This is a genomic window from Bogoriella caseilytica (genome assembly GCF_003752405.1).
GTDB lineage: Bacteria > Actinomycetota > Actinomycetes > Actinomycetales > Actinomycetaceae > Allobogoriella > Allobogoriella caseilytica.
Window position 1 is genome coordinate 1738283 of record NZ_RKHK01000001.1, and the last position, 16593, is coordinate 1754875.

Sequence of the window (16593 nt, forward strand, 5' to 3'; positions counted from 1 at the left end):
TCGAATGACCTACGTCGTCGGTGTCGAGACTGCGCTGCCCGCGCATCGATACGAGCAGTCCGAGGTGACCGAGGCGCTCGCCGGCATCATCGGCCTCGACGACCGCGGGCAGGCGCTGCTCCGCCGCATTCACACCGGGGCGGGCGTGGACCGCCGGCATCTGGCTCTACCGATGGAACGCTATGCGGGCCTGAGCGACTTCGGCGATGCCAACGACGCCTTCCTCGAGGCTGCGCTCGACCTGGGAACTGCCGCCGTGACCGCAGCCCTGGACCGTGCCGGTCTGACTCCCCGTGAAGTCGACGTCATCGTCTCCACCACCGTGACCGGTATCGCCGTGCCCTCCCTGGAGTCCCGCATCGCCGCCCGGCTGGACATGAAGGAATCCGTGGTGCGGATGCCCATGATGGGGCTCGGGTGCATGGCCGGGGCCGCAGGCCTGGCCCGCACCCGGGAGCTGCTCTGTGCGCGGCCGGGCGGTGTAGCGGTCTTCGTGGCCATCGAGCTCTGCTCCCTGACCGTGCAGCACAATGACTCCTCCACAGCGAATCTCGTGGCCTCCGCTCTGTTCGGTGATGGCGCCGGAGCCGCCGTGCTGGTGGGCCCCGAGCATCCCGCGGCCCAGCCCGGCGCCGGTCCCCAGATCGTGGCGGCGCGGAGCCGGACCTACCCGGGGACCGAGGCGACCATGGGCTGGCATGTGCGCACCACCGGCTTGCGCATCGTGCTCGGCGTCGAGGTGCCGGAGCTGGTGCGTGAGCACGTGGGCGCCGATGTGACGGACTTCCTCGCCGAGCACGGTCTGACGATCGCCGATGTCGGCTGGTGGGTGTGCCATCCGGGCGGACCGAAGGTGATCGAGGCGCTCACCGCCGCGCTCGGACTGGAACATCAGGATCTGGCGTTGAGTAGATCGTCGCTCCGGGAAGTGGGGAACCTGTCCTCGGCCTCGGTGCTGCACATCCTGCGCGAGACGCTGAGCGAACAGCCACCGGCACCGGGGTCGCCCGGCGTCATGTTGGCCATGGGCCCGGGCTTCAGCCTGGAGATGGTGTTGTTGCGCGCATGATCTCCGAGCTGCTCTTTACCGCCATCGTGCTCGCCGTCGGCGTCGAGCGCCTCCTTGAGCTGCGGGTGGCTCGTCGCCATGCGCAGTGGAGCTTTGCTCGAGGTGGCGTGGAATCCGGGGCCGGGCACTACCCCGTCATGGTGGTGCTGCACACCGGGCTGCTCATCGGTGCCCTGATCGAGGTATGGGTACGCCGTCCCGAGGCGCCGCTGCTGCTCGCCCTCCCCATGCTGCTGCTGGCGATCGGTGCCCAGGTGCTGCGCTGGTGGTGCATCCGCACTCTGGGTCCGCAGTGGAACACGCGGGTGATCATCGTGCCCGGCCTGCCCCTGGTGCAGGGCGGGCCTTACCGCTGGATGAGCCACCCCAACTACGTGGCCGTCGTCATCGAGGGCGCCGCCTTACCGCTCATCCACGGTGCCTGGATCACTGCGCTGGTCTTCACCCTCGCCAACATTCCGCTGATGGTGGTACGCATCCGCACAGAGAACCGGGCGCTACGCTCGCTGCCTGGCCCTCCGCCGGAGCGTCCTACGGGCCGTCCCGGTGGATGACCTCGCCGTCGTCGGTGGTGGACCGGCGGGCCTGGCCTCAGCCCTGTACGCGGCGCGAGCGGGACTGTCCGTGGTGGTTCACGAGGCGCGTGCGACCCCCATCGACAAAGCCTGCGGTGAGGGGGTGATGCCCTCCGGGGTGGCCAGCCTGATGGACCTGGACGTCCAGCCCGCCGGACGGGTGCTGCGCGGGGTCCGCTACCTCGACGCTCAGGGCGCGGGAGTGACGGCCGCGCTGCCCGGCACCGGCATGGGAATCCGTCGCACCGAGTTGCATGCGTGCCTGCGGGAGGCGGTGGATGCCGCCGGCGTCGACGTGGAGACCCGCCGCGTGGAGGATGTGCACCAGGGCCAGGGCGCGGTCACGATCGACGGCCGGCGCAGCCGCTACCTCATCGCCGCCGATGGCCTGCACTCGACGATCCGCCGTCGCTTCGGACTGGATGCGCCGGTCCGCGGACCACGCCGGTATGGACTGCGCCAGCATCTCCACGTGGCGCCGTGGAGCGAGAACGTGGAGGTCTACTGGTCTGCGCACGCCGAGGCCTATGTGACGCCGGTGGCCGCGGACGAGGTGGGGGTGGCGATCCTGACGGCGCAGCGCCGTCCCTTCGCGGAGCATCTGGCCGGATTCCCGGCGCTGCGCGAACGGCTGGGCGAGGCGTCGGCGAGTTCGGCCGTGCGCGGTGCGGGTTCGCTCCGGCAGGCCAGCACGCGCCGTGTGACGGGCCGCGTGCTGCTGGTGGGTGATGCCAGTGGCTACGTCGATGCCCTCACGGGCGAAGGGATCTCGTTGGCCCTCGCTCAGGCCGAGGCGGCCGTGGCGGCGATCGTGAGCGGACGACCGGAGAGCTATGCCCACTCCTGGAGCCGCGTCGTCCGGCGCCATCGTCTACTCACCAGCGCTCTGGTGCGCCTGGCACACAGTCCTGTGCGCCCACGCCTCGTGCCGGCTGCCCGGGCCCTGCCCGGCCTCTTCGGGTTCGTTGTTCGCCAGGCCTGCCGCTGAGCGCACTGCCTGACCGGTGGTCCAGACATCGAGTGCCGGGCGCTGAGGAAGGCGCCGGTGTTCAGACGGCGAGCGCCGCGAGGCCGCCGAGCAGCCAGAGCGCGGTCAGGACATAGCCGAGGACCAATCCCGCGACGGCGAGACCCTGACCGCCGCGCCGCTCCTGCGGGGACTGCAATGCGCGCAGCGCCAGGTGCCCGCACACCACGGCAGCGATCCCGAGCCCGGGAATCACCCCGAGTGCCCCGAGCACGACCGCGGCGATGGCGAGGGGGTGGTTGCCGATCACAGGAGCGCGGTACCCGGACCCGGCGAAGACCTCGGCCGGATCGAGATGCTCGGTACCCGGGAAGGGCGCTGGCGGCGAGGAGGACGGGCCAGGCCGCCCGGGAGGTGGGCTGGCCCGGCTCAGAGGCGAATCGCCGGGATGCTGCGGAGGGGTCGGGGTGGTCATGAGTCCGAGCCCTCGGTGTCGGCGGGCTGCTCCGGGGTTTCGCCTTCGTCGGGTTCACCCTCGCCGTCGGCCCCCTCCGGGTCACCCTGCGGGATGTCCACCGGAGTGCATTCGGCAGGTGAACTCAACGGTTCTTCTGGATCCAACTCCGAGATCTCGGCGTCGGAGAGCATGCTGTCGAAGCCGGTCCCGAGCACCACATCGACGGTGGCGTCCTCACGCCCGGGCTCGAAGGTCACCTCAGCCGCGGGGAAGAGCCGTTGCAACGTATAGGCCGCTGTGATCCCGCGCGCGCCGGTCATGATCTGCACGGCGCCTTCCATCTGGCCTTGGGGCCAGTTGGCCTCCGTGTTGACCAGCACTCCCTGGCGGGAGAGGTTCTCACCGGTCGTGGCCGCCAGGCCCGTGCGGTCCGTGGCATTGAAGACGTTGGTGGTGATCGAACCAAGTTCCTCGGCGGTCGCCCCCGCTGGCACGCATGGCGACACGGCCTCGGGGGTGGCGTCCTCGCGGCTGAAATCCCGGGTGATCGGCGACGGCAGCAGCCCGGTGAAGACTGCGGCAGCCAGCAGGATCATGAGCAACAAGAGTGCCACTAATCCACCGAAGATCGCCGTCTGCCGCTGTTGGAGGTGGCGGCGACGTCGTGCGCGTGCCTGGCGCGCTGCGGTGGCGGGATCGGGGACGGTCACAGGCAGCTACGGTAGCTGACCGGCTTGCCCCGGAGGGCGTGCGCCGCTCAGCCGACGCGAACGAAGGTGGGGCTGTTCGTATACCAGGAGATCGGGCCGGTACCGGAGGGCATGCCCGGGTTCCACGCGCCGATGACCTGACCGTTGCCGATGTAGATCGCGGTGTGACCGGGCGAGTAGACGATGTCGCCCGGGCGGGCCTCAGCGGCGGAGACGATGCGTCCGGCGTTGAGCTGTCCCGTGGTGGAGTGGGGCACCGAGATGCCGTGCTGGGCGAAGACGAAGCTCACGAAGCCGGCGCAGTCGAAGCCGACAGCTGGGTTGCTCTGGCCCCAGGCGTAGGGGATGCCCGTGTAGTTGTACGCGGTGGCGACCACGGAGCTGCCCACAGCAGAGGGGGCGGCAGCCGGCGCAACGTCAGCGGCGGGTTCGGCGGCCGTCTCGGCTGCAGGTTCGGCGGTCTCAGCGGCGGGCTCCGCGGCGGGAGCCTCGGCGGCCGGGGCCTCAGCTGCGGGCTCGGTGCTGAGGTTCTCCGACGGGGCGGGGGCGCCCAGTGCCGGGGTCTCGGCCACCTGCTCGGTGACCGGTGCTGCGGGGGAGAAGTGAGCCTCCGCGCGCGGGCCCGTCTCATAAGCATCGCCCGGGATGGTCATCCCAGGCGAGGTGGTGAGGACGTCCGCAGCGTCTTCGGAGATCGACACCGCTCCGGTGTTCGGCTGTGCTGGGCGCGTGGAGGTTCCGGGAGCCGCTGCCGCGGAGGAGGCGGCGATCGTGATGGCCAGGCCCGAGGAAGCCACGGCGAGCAGGCCCCGGCGAGCGCGGGTGGAGGAGAGCGGAGTCACCGGACGGACAGGAGCGCGGTAGCGCCCGCTGAGTCGCGTGTTCTCAGACAATCGGAATACCTAACGTATGTCACTGCCCCGTGGCGCTCCGAGACTGACGGAGGCTACCGGGGCTCCACTGGAGGGGGTGGAGCACACGTGACGCTACCTGAGTCGTGCTGGAATGTCACGATTCGGTTACGAATGTGGCTGAGGCCACTCTCGCGGCGCTCGTGGCGACTCGCTTCTGTGGAAAACCGGGGGTGCCGGATCGTGCCGGGCGACGTTGCCGGGGCTGATCAAGACTGGCGGAGGATGGGGGATTCGAACCCCCGAGGGCGTTAACCCAACCCGCTTTCCAAGCGAGCGCCATAGGCCACTAGGCGAATCCTCCTGGGCGATGCCGCATGAGCACCGAGTGACGAGGATACCGGAGGACGGTCGGGGGTCTCGACCCCCTGGCGGTGCGGGGGACGTGCCCTTCCTCACCCGTGGGGCGCGCGGGTGACGGCGCCGGGGCGGCTTGCGTAGAGTGGGGGCAGACCCCCCGTGTGGCGTCACCTCACCCAACTCCCCCAGGGCCGGAAGGCAGCAAGGGTCAGTGAGCTCTGACGGGTGCGCGGGGGGTCCTTTCATGGTGATCAGCCCCGTGGGTGGCTCGTTGCCGGATCAGGCGAGGTGGGTGATCCGAGCGGCCCGAGTGGCTCCCCGTGTCACCGGGCGCCGATACTCTCGGAGGGTGAGCACCGCCCTGTACCGCCGCTACCGCCCGCAGGCCTTCCAAGAGGTCATCGGGCAGGAGCATGTGACCGAGCCGCTGATGGCTGCCCTGCGGGCTGACCGGGCCAACCACGCCTATCTCTTCTCCGGGCCGCGAGGCTGCGGGAAGACCACCTCGGCACGCATCCTGGCCCGTTGCCTCAACTGCGTGGAAGGCCCCACTGATACCCCGTGCGGGACATGCCCGTCGTGCGTGGAACTGGCGCGCGGAGGAGCGGGCTCACTCGACGTCGTCGAGATCGACGCTGCCTCGCACAACGGCGTCGACGATGCGCGCGAACTCCGCGAGCGCGCCACCTATGCGCCAGCGCGTGACCGGTACAAGATCTTCATCCTCGACGAGGCCCACATGGTGACCGCGCAGGGGTTCAACGCCCTGCTCAAGCTCGTGGAGGAGCCTCCGGATCACGTCAAATTCGTGTTCGCGACCACCGAGCCGGAGAAGGTCATCGGGACCATCCGCTCGCGCACGCACCACTATCCCTTCCGGCTCGTCCCGCCGGAGCAGTTGCTCGGCTACCTCGAGCAGCTCAGCCAGGCCGAGGGGGTCGAGGTAGCCACCGGAGTGCTGCCCATGGTGGTGCGTGCTGGCGGCGGTTCGGTGCGGGACACCCTCTCGGTGCTCGATCAGCTCCTTGCCGGTGCTGAGGGAAGGCTGGAGTACCCCCGCGCGCTGGCCCTGCTCGGCTATACCGACGCCACCCTGCTCGATGACGGGCTCGACGCCCTGGCCGCGCGCGACGGCGCCACCCTCTTCCGGGTGGTGGACCGGTTGATGGAGTCCGGGCACGATCCGCGCCGTTTCGTCGAAGACCTTCTTGAACGACTGCGCGATCTTGTGCTGATTGCGGTCTCCGATGGTCATGCTGCAGCGCTGCGGGGGCTACCGCAGGATCAGCTCGAGCGGATGCGTACCCAGTCACGCAACCTGGGGCTCACGCGGCTCTCGCGTGCTGCGGATCTGGTCAATGACGCCCTGAGCGAGATGAGCGGAGCCACCTCACCGCGCCTGCAGCTCGAACTGCTCTGCGCACGGCTCGTGCTGCCCGCTGAGCCTGCTGCCGATGCCGGGGCGGGCGGGGATGGCGTCGCCGGTGCTGGCGGCCCGGCTGCTGGGGGGCCGGCCCGGCCGGCTGATCCCCCCGCAGTGGCCCCCTCCGCGTCACTCTCCACAGCGGGGAGTGGCCGCCCCGCGAAGCCCTTGCGGATCCCCACCTCCGACGAGCAGGCACATCCTGCACCAGCGGCCTCGGTGCCGCCACCGCCCCGCCCAGAAGGTGGCCACGTATCGCCGGCTCCGGACTCCGAGGCGGCGCAGGCCGGCACGGACCAGCCCGCAGAAGCGCCGGCGCCGCCCGTGCGGTCTGCACCGGCGGCCGAGCGCACGGCGCCCGCGACGTCTGCTGCCCAGACTCCACAGCCAGTTACGCCCGCACCGCGGGACCGGGACGCTGCGGCCTCCACCTCTGCTGCTGAGGAGTCCGACGAGCCGGCCGAGCAGGTGGAGATGATCCGCCGTCGCTGGAGTGAAGTCACCGAGACCCTGCGGGGCCTGCGGGTGGTCACCTGGGCCCTCGTGGGCCAGCACGCCCAGGTGGGCACGGTCAGTGGCACCACGCTCCACCTCCTCTTTCCTGGTGCAGGCATGGTCGAGACCTTCCGGAGCGGCAACCACGCCCAGCATGTCGAGCGCGCACTGAACGAGACGCTCGGCGTGCGCCTGTCGGTCGAGGCGGTCGCCGACGGAGGCGGCCCCGAGGGCGGACCGGGCGGCGGGGAAGCCACGGCGGCTCCGCGCCCAGACGCGACAGCGCCTGCCGAAGCTGGGCGTCCCGATCGGGGGCGTCCCGCAGCTCCCGCTGACACTGCTGCTCAGGACCAGGTTCCGACCGGCGATGAGCGTCCTTCCACACAGCCGAGCCCCGAGCCTGCGCCGCAGCCCGCATCTGAGTCGGCACCTCCGGCCGTGGAGGAGGACGACGGGGGTTGGCCCACGGTTGCCCTACCGCCGGACCGCGCTTCGTCTGCCACACCGGCCACGCCTGCAGGCCGGCATGGCCCCAGCAGTGTCTCGCCTGCGAGCGGTGCAGGCGGGGCCGGTGCTCCTCCGCAGCCCGAGGCGGAGTCCGCCGAGCCGGCCGCCGCAGAGGCCTGGCCGAGCGTCACCGCGGCCGGCATGGCGCCCGCCGAGGAGGCCGTCGTCGGCCCGGAGCCCGCATCCGAGCCTGAGCCGGAGGAGGAACCGCCGGCGGACGGCTTCGGTGAGCCCCCGCCCGATGCGGAGCGCCCCACTCTCCGTCTGGTCCCGCCCATGGACGACGACCCTTCCGAGGATGACCCCGACGTCGAGGGGTCTTCGATGGTCGGTGTGCCGCTCGTGGAACGCATCCTCGGCGGGCGCATCATTGAGGAGATTCCCCTCCAGGGCGATCGATCCTGATTCGAGCGCGCCTGCGCGCCCGCGGGCGGTGTGCGTCCGTAGAATGCACTGGTGTATGAAGGCGCGGTCCAGGACCTGATCGATGAGCTCGGCCGGCTCCCGGGCGTCGGGCCGAAGAGCGCGCAACGCATCGCCTTCTACGTGCTCGCCTCCGAGACCGAGGACGTCACCCGGCTGGCCCACGCGCTGACCGAAGTGAAGGCTCGGGTGCGGTTCTGTGAGGTGTGCGGGAACGTGGCGGAAGCCGAGCGGTGCCGCATCTGCGTGGACCCGCGCCGGGACGAGACCGTGCTCTGCGTGGTCGAGGAACCGAAGGACGTTGTCGTCATCGAGCGCACCCGCGAGTTCCGCGGTTGCTATCACGTGCTCGGTGGCGCGATCAATCCGATCGACGGCGTCGGGCCGGAGGATCTTCGTATCCGCGAGCTGATGACCCGCCTGGGCGATGGTCAGATCGAGGAAGTCATCATCGCCACCGACCCGAACATCGAGGGTGAAGCCACGGCGACCTATCTGCAGCGCATGCTGCGCGGCATGGGTATCGCAGTCTCCCGCCTAGCCTCCGGCCTGCCGGTGGGCGGTGACCTCGAGTACGCCGACGAGGTCACCCTCGGCCGAGCCTTTGAAGGCCGCCGCCGCGTCAGCGACTGACGCACCATCCCCGGAGCGCAGCATTCGGCCCCGCTCCCGGAACGTGACGCAGCAGACCGACCACGATGCGGGATGTGGCCCCACCAAATGCTGGACTGCTTCGTACACTGCACCAGTCGGGCTGTGCTCGGGGGATAGCCTCAGCCACACCGCCTGAGGCGGGACAGCACGACCGATTCTGCAGCCCATCGACTCTCGGAGATCTCGTGGCACTCGTCGTCCAGAAGTTCGGCGGATCCTCGGTGGCTGATGCCGAGGCCATCAGGCGCGTCGCCCGTCGGGTGGCCGCCACCAAACAGGCAGGACACGACGTCGTCGTGGTGGTTTCGGCGATGGGTGACACCACCGACGAGCTACTCGACCTCGCCGCCCAGGTCACGGAGGAGGCGCCGGCGCGGGAGATGGACATCCTGCTGACCGCAGGCGAGCGGATCTCCATGTCCCTGCTCGCCATGGCGGTCAACGAGCTGGGCGTTCCGGCGCGGTCCTTCACCGGCCAGCAGGCAGGGCTGCGCACTGACACGCGTTACGGCAAGGCCTCGATCGTGGCGATCGGACCCGAACGCATCACCTCGGTGCTCGCCGAAGGCGGTGTCGCGATCGTGGCCGGCTTCCAGGGTGTCAACGAGCTCAACGACGTGACCACGCTCGGCCGCGGCGGCTCAGACACCACGGCCGTGGCGCTCGCCGCCGCGCTCGAGGCGGACGTGTGCGAGATTTACACCGATGTCGACGGCGTCTTCACGGCCGACCCGCGGATCGTGCCGGCGGCGCGCAAGGTGCACCGGATGACCTACGAAGAGACCCTCGACCTCGCCGCCAACGGAGCCAAAGTGCTCCACCTGCGCGCCGTGGAGTTCGCCCGGCGTTACGGTGTGGTCTTACACGTGCGCTCGTCCTTCTCGGACAAGGAAGGCACGTGGATTACCGATGCCCCGGCAGTACCGGGGCAGGAGGAGAACATGGAACAGCCGATCATCTCCGGTGTGGCCCACGACCGGAGCCAGGGCAAGATCACGGTGGTCGACCTGCCCGACGTCCCCGGGATCGCCGCGCGCCTCTTCGAGGTCGTGGCCGAGGTGGGCGCGAACATCGACATGATCGTGCAGAACGTGTCGACTCACTCGACCGGTAAGACCGACATCTCCTTCACGCTGCCCGAGGCCGACTGCCGCGACGTGCTGCGCGCGCTCGATGCGAACGCCGAGGCCCTGGGCTTCTCGGAGTACCGCTTCGACGACCAGATCGGCAAGCTCTCCCTGGTGGGTGCGGGGATGCGTTCCCATCCGGGGATCTCCGCCAAGCTCTTCCGCTCGCTGCACGAGGCCGGTATCAACATCGAGATGATCTCCACCTCCGAGATCCGCGTCTCGGTGGTCACCCGGATCGAGGTCCTCGACGCCGCGGTACGTGCGGTGCACACGGCCTTCGAGCTCGATGCTGCGGAGACCGAAGCGGTGGTCTACGGCGGCACCGGGCGCTGAGCGCCCTGCTGGGCGGCGGGAGCTATGGGCTTCCGTGCCCGGACAAGCGTGGCATCAGTCTCAATCGGCCCTGGTCAGCACCCTCGCGTTACCGGGTGAACCGCTCGCTCGGCTATCCTGAACCGGCTCCCCGGGGTGTGGCGCAGCTTGGTAGCGCGCCTCGTTCGGGACGAGGAGGTCGTGGGTTCGAATCCCGCCACCCCGACTCGGGTAGAACATAGGTCCCGCCGGAATCCGGCGGGACCTATGTTGTTCCCGGGAACGCGCCGTCCCCGCGGCGTTCAAGCCTGCGGGAGGAGTTCGAGCAGCGTGGCTTCCGGGCGGCACGCGAAGCGGATGGGCGCGTAAGGGCTCGTGCCCAGGCCAGCCGAGACGTGGAGCCAGGACGAGTCCGCACCGCCGAGTTCATCAGGGCGCGGGCCGGGCCAGCCGTGCAGGCCCTTGACGCGCCCGCGATCGAGATCGCAGTTGGTCACCAGTGCACCCACGCCGGGCACGCACACCTGTCCCCCGTGCGTGTGGCCGGCAAGGATCAGCGCGGCGCCCTCCGCCTGCATGGCGGTCAAGACCCGGCGATAGGGCGCGTGCGTGACGCCGAGATGGAGCCCGGCCTGTGCCCCCGAGCTCGCAGGCATGCGATCGCGGTCGAGGTGCGGATCGTCCACTCCCACCGCCGAGATCGCGATCCCGGCCGCGCTCAGGCGTGCGCGGCGGTTCGTCAGGTCTGCCCAGCCGGCTTCGCGGAAGGCGCTCGCCAGCTCCGCCGCGGGCAGTGTCCGAGGCGATGGAGTGATGCGACGATGCGGAAGGAAGTAGCGCAGGGGATTCTTGGGGGCGGGCGCGTAATAGTCGTTCGAGCCGAAGACGAAGGCGCCCGGGATTCCCAGCAGCGGGGCGTACGCCTCGAGCACGGCGGGCACCGCATCACGGTGCGCCATGTTGTCGCCGGTGGTCACCACCAGGTCGGGCTGCAGGTCGGCCAAGGCGCGCACCCAGGTGATCTTGTCCTGCTGGGAGGGCACCAGGTGCAGATCAGAAAGGTGCAGCACCCGCAGCGATCCGGACGTCGGCACCGAGCCTGGCTCCAGGAGGGGAACCCGCTGCCGACGCAGCGTGAACATGTGGGCCTCGGCCACCGCCCATCCCAGAGACGCGGCGCCGGCGCCGAGGACCAGGCCGGCGCCGACGGCGAGGCGTCCGAGCGAGCTCAGTCCTCGTCTCCGTCCGAGTCCTCGGAATCGTCGCCGTCGTCATCGTCACCGCCGGTGTTGTTGGTGCTCGCTGGTGGTGGTCCGGCACTGGGATGAATGGTGATCAGTTCAGCCCCGCGCACCTCGGTGCCTCCCCCCGGGCTCGTCCCGGCGACCGTCCCGAAGGGCGCGGAGGAGTACTGGCCGGAACCCACGCGCGTGGAGAATCCGGCCTGCTCGAGCGTGTCCTCGGCCTGGCCGATGCTTTGGCCGGTGACGGAGGGGACCCGCCGCCGCTCACCCTCGAGCTCCCGCTCGCCCACCTCGCCGAAACGGGTTTGCGGCTCGCCGTCCAGCGCCCGGGCCATGTAGTCACGCCAGGTGGGTGCCGGGATGTGCGAGCCGAAGATCCAGTCGTAGTGCTGGCCGTCGACGGTCACATTGGTCATGGCGCCGGTGGCTTCCTGATAACCCATCCACACCGCGGTGGAGAGTTGCTCGGGGGTGTACCCCACGAACCAGGAGGCCGAGGCGTCGTTGGCCGTGCCCGTCTTGCCGGCGGCGCTCCGCCCCTCCGGCAGGATGGCGCTGCGCCCGGTGGCGTACGGGTCGTCGTCGATCACTGCCTGCAGAGAGTGGTTCGCAGCGTTGACCACACTGGATTCGAGTGCTCGCTCGCAGGAGGTCTCGAAGGTGGCCAGTTCCTCGTCGTGGTGGTTCTCGATCGAGGTGATCGCGCGCGGTGCGCAGGCGATTCCGTCGTTGGCGAGGGTGCCGAAGGCCACCGCCTGACTCAACGGCGTGATCTCGTTGGACCCGAGCACCGTGGAGGGGTAGTTCAGCAGCGGATTGCCATCGGCCCGTTCCAGCCCCATGGCCGCAGCCGTGTCCATCATGGCGCACAGGTCGATCTGGGTAGCCATCTCCACGAAGGGCAGGTTGATCGACATACGCGTCGCGTCGTGCACCGTCATGACATCACTGCCGGTGCCTTCGATGTTGCGCGGCGGGTAGACGCTACCGGGGTTCGCGGCGTCACAAGAGTTGGACCACTCGTCGGGTTCGAACTCCCGCCGTCCGTCGGGCCCGGTGGGTGAACGCACGGTGATGGTGTCCTCGAGCGCGCCGCCCTCCCGGAGCCACTCGATGAGAGCGAAGACCTTATGCGTGGACCCCCCCTGGAAGCCCCGGCCGCCGCCGTGGGAGAGCCCGACATTGAGGTTGACCGAGGTGGCCGAGCTGTCCTCCTCGCTGGGACTGCCGAAGTTCGTGTTCTGGGCCATGGCCTGGATGTCGCCGGTGGTGGGGTCCACCGAGGACAGCGCCATCCTGATGTTCGAGGGATCCCCCACGGGCACGCTGGCAGTCACGGACTCGTAGGCCGCCACCTGGCGCTCCCGGTCCAAGGTGGTGTGGATGATCAGGCCACCCCGGTAGAGCGCGTCCCGGCGTTCCTCGCGGGAATCCAGCCACTCCTCGTGCTGGAGCAGCTCGTCCACCACGTACTCGCAGAAGTAGGCGGCGCTGCGAGCGGCCTGGCACCCGTTCGGCGCCGGGGTGATGGTGAGCATTTCCTCCATCGGGGTATCGCGCGCCTCTTGGTACTCCGCCTCGGACAGGAAGCCCTGAGCCCGCATCACCGACAGCACGGTGTTACGGCGACGCTCGGACTGTTCGGGGTAGCGCTCAGGGTCGTGGGCGGCCGGGCTCTGAGTGATCCCGGCCAGCGTGGCCGCCTCGGCCGGAGTCACATCGGCTGCCGGCTTGCCGAAGTAGTACTGGGCAGCGGCTTCCACGCCGTACTGCGAGCGACCGAACTGGGCGAGATTGAGGTAGCCCTCGAGGATCTGATCCTTCGTGAGTTGCTGCTCCAGCGAGATGGCCATCTGGGCCTCGGCGAGCTTACGGCCGTAGGACTCGTCCTGCGCCTCACGGATGAGATCGGCGTCCCCGGTGATGCGTCCATGCTCGATCAGCGCGTTCTTCACGTACTGCTGGGTGATGGTCGAGGCGCCCTCGAGGCTACCGCCGGCCAGGTTGTTGACGAAGGCGCGCGCGATGCCCTCGGGGTCCACGCCGCGGTGGTCGTAGAAGCGGCGGTCCTCGATGGCTACTACCGCGTTGCGCAGGTGCGGGTTCATCTGGTCCAGCGGCACCACCACGCGGTTGTCGGCGTAGATGCTGGCCATGCGTGAGCCGTCCGCCCAGAGGATCTCACTGCGCTGCGAGGGCTCGGGTATCGCCAGCTCATCGGGGATCTCGTCGAACATGTCCTCAGTGGCCTGCGTGGCGGTACCGACGGCTCCCAGGGCGGGGAGCATCAGGCCGGCGGCGAGGACGCCACCGAGCCCGGCCACCAAGACGAAGGTGAGCAGGAGGGCGAGCATCTGCGCGGGACCGACCGCACGCGAGGGGCTTCTGCGCGAAGGCGACATGCCACCAGACTACGGGCGCAGCCTCGAATCGGTGGGGATCGTGGCTCGTTCGACACCAGGTGGCGCCACCGCATGCCTACACCGGGCGTCAGTGCGGCACGCGGGCAGTTCGCATCACAGTTCGATCACGGCTGGACGCAGCCCCTATCTTTGTGGCGCCGGTCACGCATACCGTCGAGTGCACGACGGACCGAGCAGCTGGTGGCGTGAGGACGCGCCACCGAAAGCCTGACGGCCACAGCCAGAAGGGAGAGGCCGTGACCGCACTAGTCACTGACCAGCCGTGGGCGGTGCGCGCCGCCTGTGCGGCCAAGGAGCCCGACACGCTTTTCGTGCGCGGTGCCGAGCAGAAGAGCGTGCGCCAGTTGTGCCTGACCTGTCCCGTTCGCCTGCAGTGCCTGACTGAGGCGCTGAGTAGTGAGGAGCCCTTCGGGGTGTGGGGCGGGCTGACCGAGCGGGAACGACGCGCGCTGATCAAGGAGTATCCGGGGGTGAGCGACTGGTGGGAATGGCTGCGTGACTCGCAGGACGAGGTCGCCGAGGAACTGCGCAGCCCGGAGCCCCCCAAGGTGATTGGCCGACTGCGCGCGCGTCGTCGAGCGGAGGGTCAGTACGACGTGAAGAGTCTACGATCGGCGTCATGACCACTTGGGAGTACTCCACCGTTCCGCTGCTCATCCACAACACCAAGGCCATCCTTGATCAATGGGGCTCTGAGGGCTGGGAGCTCGTGCAGGTCGTGCCCGGCCCGGAGGGGTCCACGAATCTGGTGGCATACATGAAGCGCCCCGCCGGCGGCCACGCGTGACGTCGCCGGCACCCAGGGACGTCAACGCGCTGGGAAGCCCCAGCGAGCGCCTGGCTGCGCTCGGCCTCGTACTGCCTCCGGTGCCGGCTCCTGTGGCCGCCTACGTGCCGGCGGTCGCCCATGGCGGGCTGGTGTACTCCTCTGGGCAGCTGCCTATGGTTGCCGGCAGTGTGATGCTCACCGGCAAAGTGGGCGCCGGGGTCGATCCCGACCAGGCTCAGGACGCGGCCCGCATCTGTGCCCTGAACGCGCTGGCCGCGGTCGCCGAGCAGGCCGGCGGTCTGGACCGCATCGCGCGCGTGCTCAAGGTGACCGGCTTCGTGGCCTCCGATCCGGGCTTCACCGGGCAGCCCGTGGTGCTCAACGGTGCTTCGGAACTGATCGGTGAGATCTTCGGTGAGCACGCCCGCTCCGCGGTGGGCGTGGCCGTGCTCCCCTTGGATGCCGCGGTGGAAGTCGAGATCATCGCGGCTCTCGCCTGACCTCAGCGACACAGCACAGGCCCCGGAGCAACTCCGGGGCCTGTGGCGCTGCCGCAACGCGGCGGCAGAAGATCAGCGAGCGCGGCGCTTGAGGCGCTCGACGTCCAGCAACAGCACTGCGCGGCCCTCCAGCCGGATCCAGCCACGGTGCACGAACTCGGCGAGCGACTTGTTCACCGTTTCGCGGGAGGCCCCCACCAGCTGGGCCAGTTCCTCCTGGGTGAGGTCGTGCGGCACGTGCACGCCCTGGTCGGTCTGCTTGCCGAAACGCTCGGCCAGGTCCAGCAGTGCCTTGGCCACGCGGCCGGGCACGTCGGAGAAGACCAGGTCGGCCAGCGCCTCGTTCGTGCGCTTGAGACGGCGGGCCAGTTCCCGCAGCATGTGCTTGGCCAGCGCGGGGCGTCGCTCGATGAAGCCCATCAGAGCGTCGTGCTCGAGGCTGAGGAGTTCAGTGAGCCCGACGGCGGTCGCGGTGCCCGAGCGCGGGCCCGGGTCGAAGAGGGTCAGCTCGCCCAGCAGTTCGCCGGGGCCGAGCACCGCGAGGAGGTTCTCGCGGCCGTCCGGAGCGGTGTGACCGAGCTTCATCTTGCCCTCGACGATGATGTAGAGCCGGTCGCCCGGGTCGCCCTCGGTGAAGAGGGTCTCGCCTCGGCGCACGGTCGTCTCGGTCATCAGCGCCCGGAGCTCTGCCTTGTCCTGGTCTTCCAGGGCTTCGAAGAGCGGGATATTCCCGACGACGTTGTGCTGCACGTGAGGTCCAATCGGTCGTGTCCGTTGCGCCCGGTGGGGCGCCTCCATAGCCCATCCTGCCACTTTGTGACCGTGGGCACACGCTTTGGCCTCGTTGAGCACGTCGAGCTCCATCGAGACCGGCCGCTGTGGGGCCAGCGTTCTAGGGTACTGCCATGCAAACGGACGGCGAAACAGGGCGGCGCGCGAGCCCGGGAGCACAGGCCACCGGCCCTCCTGATGCCGCCGCCTCCCCGCCAGCCGCAGAGATCGAGGTCCCCGCCTGGTCGGTGGAGCCGCCAGCCATCCGTGCCAAGCGGCCCCGCACCCGCAAGGCGGCACGGGGTCATGTCCTCGAGGTGGACGAACGTCTGGCGGCGCAGCACCCGGACGCCCGGTGCGCGTTGGACTTCACCACGCCACTGGAACTGCTGGTGGCCACGGTGCTCTCCGCCCAGACCACCGACAAGCGTGTCAATCAGGTCACCCCCGAGCTGTTCTCCCGCTATCCCGACGCCGGCGCCTACGCGGCAGCCTCACGGGAAGACCTTGAGGAGATTCTCCGCCCGCTCGGGTTCTTCCGCGCCAAGGCGGCCTCCCTGCAGGGTCTGGGCGCGGCCTTGGTGGCCGAGCACGGTGGCGAGGTGCCGGCCGACCAGAGCGCCCTGGTGGCACTGCCCGGCGTGGGCCGCAAGACCGCCAACGTGGTGCTCGGCGACGCCTTCGGCATTCCCGGCCTCACGGTGGACACCCACGTGGGCCGGCTCTCCCGGCGTCTGGGCTGGACCCGGGAGCAGGATCCGGTCAAGGTCGAGCGGGACCTCGCCGAGGTGATCCCGCAGGAGCGCTGGACCATGACCGGCCACAGACTGATCTTCCACGGACGGCGGGTGTGTCACTCCCGCCGTCCGGCCTGCGGAGCCTGCGTGCTGGCCGACCTGTGTCCCTCCTACGAGGGGGAACTGGGCGCCTGAGCGGGGCCTGAGCGCCTGAGG

The 16593-nt window shown here is 69.8% G+C and carries 16 protein-coding genes, 2 tRNA genes and 1 other RNA gene; 12 read left to right on the forward strand and 7 right to left on the reverse strand.

The features are described 5' to 3' along the window. The first annotated feature begins 4 nt into the window (after positions 1–4). From EDD31_RS07715 to EDD31_RS07725, 3 genes are read left to right on the forward strand one after another with little or no spacing between them, the layout of a single operon-like run. Complete coding sequence (locus EDD31_RS07715; RefSeq protein ID WP_123303636.1) at positions 5–1069, forward strand: type III polyketide synthase; 1065 nt, start codon at positions 5–7, stop codon at positions 1067–1069. Continuing rightward, complete coding sequence (locus EDD31_RS07720) at positions 1066–1623, forward strand: isoprenylcysteine carboxyl methyltransferase family protein (RefSeq protein WP_123303637.1); 558 nt, start codon at positions 1066–1068, stop codon at positions 1621–1623. Before EDD31_RS07715 ends, EDD31_RS07720 begins: the two co-directional genes overlap by 4 nt. Further along, positions 1616–2632, forward strand: coding sequence for an NAD(P)/FAD-dependent oxidoreductase (locus EDD31_RS07725; RefSeq protein ID WP_123303638.1), 1017 nt, complete (start codon positions 1616–1618; stop codon positions 2630–2632). Before EDD31_RS07720 ends, EDD31_RS07725 begins: the two co-directional genes overlap by 8 nt. Positions 2633–2693: 61 nt before the next feature. Here the strand turns inward: EDD31_RS07725 and EDD31_RS07730 are convergent, their stop codons facing one another. The 4 genes from EDD31_RS07730 to EDD31_RS07745 form a co-directional block, all read right to left on the reverse strand. Then, on the reverse strand, positions 2694–3086 hold the full coding sequence (locus EDD31_RS07730; RefSeq protein WP_123303639.1) for a DUF4190 domain-containing protein: 393 nt from the start codon (positions 3084–3086) through the stop codon (positions 2694–2696). Continuing rightward, the gene (locus EDD31_RS07735; protein ID WP_148058898.1) at positions 3083–3778 is read right to left on the reverse strand and encodes a LytR C-terminal domain-containing protein; all 696 of its coding nucleotides are present in this window, start codon (positions 3776–3778) and stop codon (positions 3083–3085) included. The genes EDD31_RS07730 and EDD31_RS07735 overlap by 4 nt, the downstream gene beginning before the upstream one ends. Positions 3779–3825: 47 nt before the next feature. After that, entirely contained in the window at positions 3826–4671 is an 846-nt protein-coding gene (locus tag EDD31_RS07740) for a C40 family peptidase (RefSeq protein WP_148058899.1), read from the reverse strand. Positions 4672–4905: 234 nt separating this feature from the next. Further along, a tRNA-Ser gene (locus EDD31_RS07745) sits at positions 4906–4993 on the reverse strand. Between the two features lie 144 nt (positions 4994–5137). Here EDD31_RS07745 and ffs point away from each other — a divergent pair. From ffs to EDD31_RS07770, 5 genes are all read left to right on the forward strand, one after another. Next, positions 5138–5234: signal recognition particle sRNA small type (gene ffs / locus EDD31_RS07750), an RNA gene on the forward strand. A gap of 104 nt (positions 5235–5338) precedes the next feature. Then, positions 5339–7819: a DNA polymerase III subunit gamma and tau gene (locus tag EDD31_RS07755; protein ID WP_123303642.1), complete on the forward strand. Its 2481-nt coding sequence runs from the start codon at positions 5339–5341 to the stop codon at positions 7817–7819. A 51-nt stretch (positions 7820–7870) separates the two neighbouring features. After that, the gene (gene recR / locus EDD31_RS07760) at positions 7871–8470 is read left to right on the forward strand and encodes a recombination mediator RecR (RefSeq protein WP_123303643.1); all 600 of its coding nucleotides are present in this window, start codon (positions 7871–7873) and stop codon (positions 8468–8470) included. A gap of 206 nt (positions 8471–8676) precedes the next feature. Next, positions 8677–9954: an aspartate kinase gene (locus EDD31_RS07765; RefSeq protein ID WP_123303644.1), complete on the forward strand. Its 1278-nt coding sequence runs from the start codon at positions 8677–8679 to the stop codon at positions 9952–9954. Positions 9955–10085: 131 nt separating this feature from the next. Beyond that, positions 10086–10159, forward strand: a tRNA-Pro gene (locus tag EDD31_RS07770). Between the two features lie 76 nt (positions 10160–10235). Here EDD31_RS07770 and EDD31_RS07775 read toward each other — a convergent pair. Continuing rightward, positions 10236–11090, reverse strand: coding sequence for a metallophosphoesterase (locus tag EDD31_RS07775; protein WP_425453697.1), 855 nt, complete (start codon positions 11088–11090; stop codon positions 10236–10238). A gap of 71 nt (positions 11091–11161) precedes the next feature. Then, entirely contained in the window at positions 11162–13579 is a 2418-nt protein-coding gene (locus EDD31_RS07780) for a penicillin-binding protein (protein ID WP_123303645.1), read from the reverse strand. A 257-nt stretch (positions 13580–13836) separates the two neighbouring features. On the opposite strand from EDD31_RS07780, the gene EDD31_RS07785 reads away from it, so the two are divergent. From EDD31_RS07785 to EDD31_RS07795, 3 genes are read left to right on the forward strand one after another with little or no spacing between them, the layout of a single operon-like run. Next, positions 13837–14223, forward strand: a complete 387-nt coding sequence (locus EDD31_RS07785; protein ID WP_123303646.1) for a WhiB family transcriptional regulator — start codon at positions 13837–13839, stop codon at positions 14221–14223. Further along, a complete protein-coding gene (gene sp36, locus EDD31_RS07790) occupies positions 14220–14387 on the forward strand; it encodes a Sp36 family protein (RefSeq protein WP_123303647.1) in 168 nt (55 codons plus the stop codon). Before EDD31_RS07785 ends, sp36 begins: the two co-directional genes overlap by 4 nt. Further along, positions 14384–14869, forward strand: coding sequence for a RidA family protein (locus tag EDD31_RS07795; RefSeq protein WP_483964254.1), 486 nt, complete (start codon positions 14384–14386; stop codon positions 14867–14869). Before sp36 ends, EDD31_RS07795 begins: the two co-directional genes overlap by 4 nt. A 72-nt stretch (positions 14870–14941) precedes the next feature. On the opposite strand, the gene EDD31_RS07800 is transcribed toward EDD31_RS07795, so the two are convergent. Beyond that, positions 14942–15619 (reverse strand): Crp/Fnr family transcriptional regulator, encoded by a 678-nt coding sequence (locus EDD31_RS07800; protein WP_281270431.1) that lies wholly within the window; start codon positions 15617–15619, stop codon positions 14942–14944. 155 nt (positions 15620–15774) lie between these two features. Between EDD31_RS07800 and nth the strand changes: the two genes are divergently transcribed. After that, positions 15775–16572, forward strand: a complete 798-nt coding sequence (gene nth / locus EDD31_RS07805) for an endonuclease III (protein WP_123303649.1) — start codon at positions 15775–15777, stop codon at positions 16570–16572. The last annotated feature ends 21 nt before the right edge of the window (positions 16573–16593 follow it).

Excerpts from the sequence above, each read along its gene's own strand:
- EDD31_RS07715 (WP_123303636.1), top strand. The coding sequence starts at position 5 with ATGACCTACGTCGTCGGTGTCGAGACTGCGCTGCCCGCGCATCGATAC.
- EDD31_RS07720 (WP_123303637.1), top strand. The coding sequence starts at position 1,066 with ATGATCTCCGAGCTGCTCTTTACCGCCATCGTGCTCGCCGTCGGCGTC.
- EDD31_RS07730 (WP_123303639.1), bottom strand. The coding sequence starts at position 3,086 with ATGACCACCCCGACCCCTCCGCAGCATCCCGGCGATTCGCCTCTGAGC.
- EDD31_RS07780 (WP_123303645.1), bottom strand. The coding sequence starts at position 13,579 with ATGTCGCCTTCGCGCAGAAGCCCCTCGCGTGCGGTCGGTCCCGCGCAG.
- sp36 (WP_123303647.1), top strand. The coding sequence starts at position 14,220 with ATGACCACTTGGGAGTACTCCACCGTTCCGCTGCTCATCCACAACACC.
- nth (WP_123303649.1), top strand. The coding sequence starts at position 15,775 with ATGCAAACGGACGGCGAAACAGGGCGGCGCGCGAGCCCGGGAGCACAG.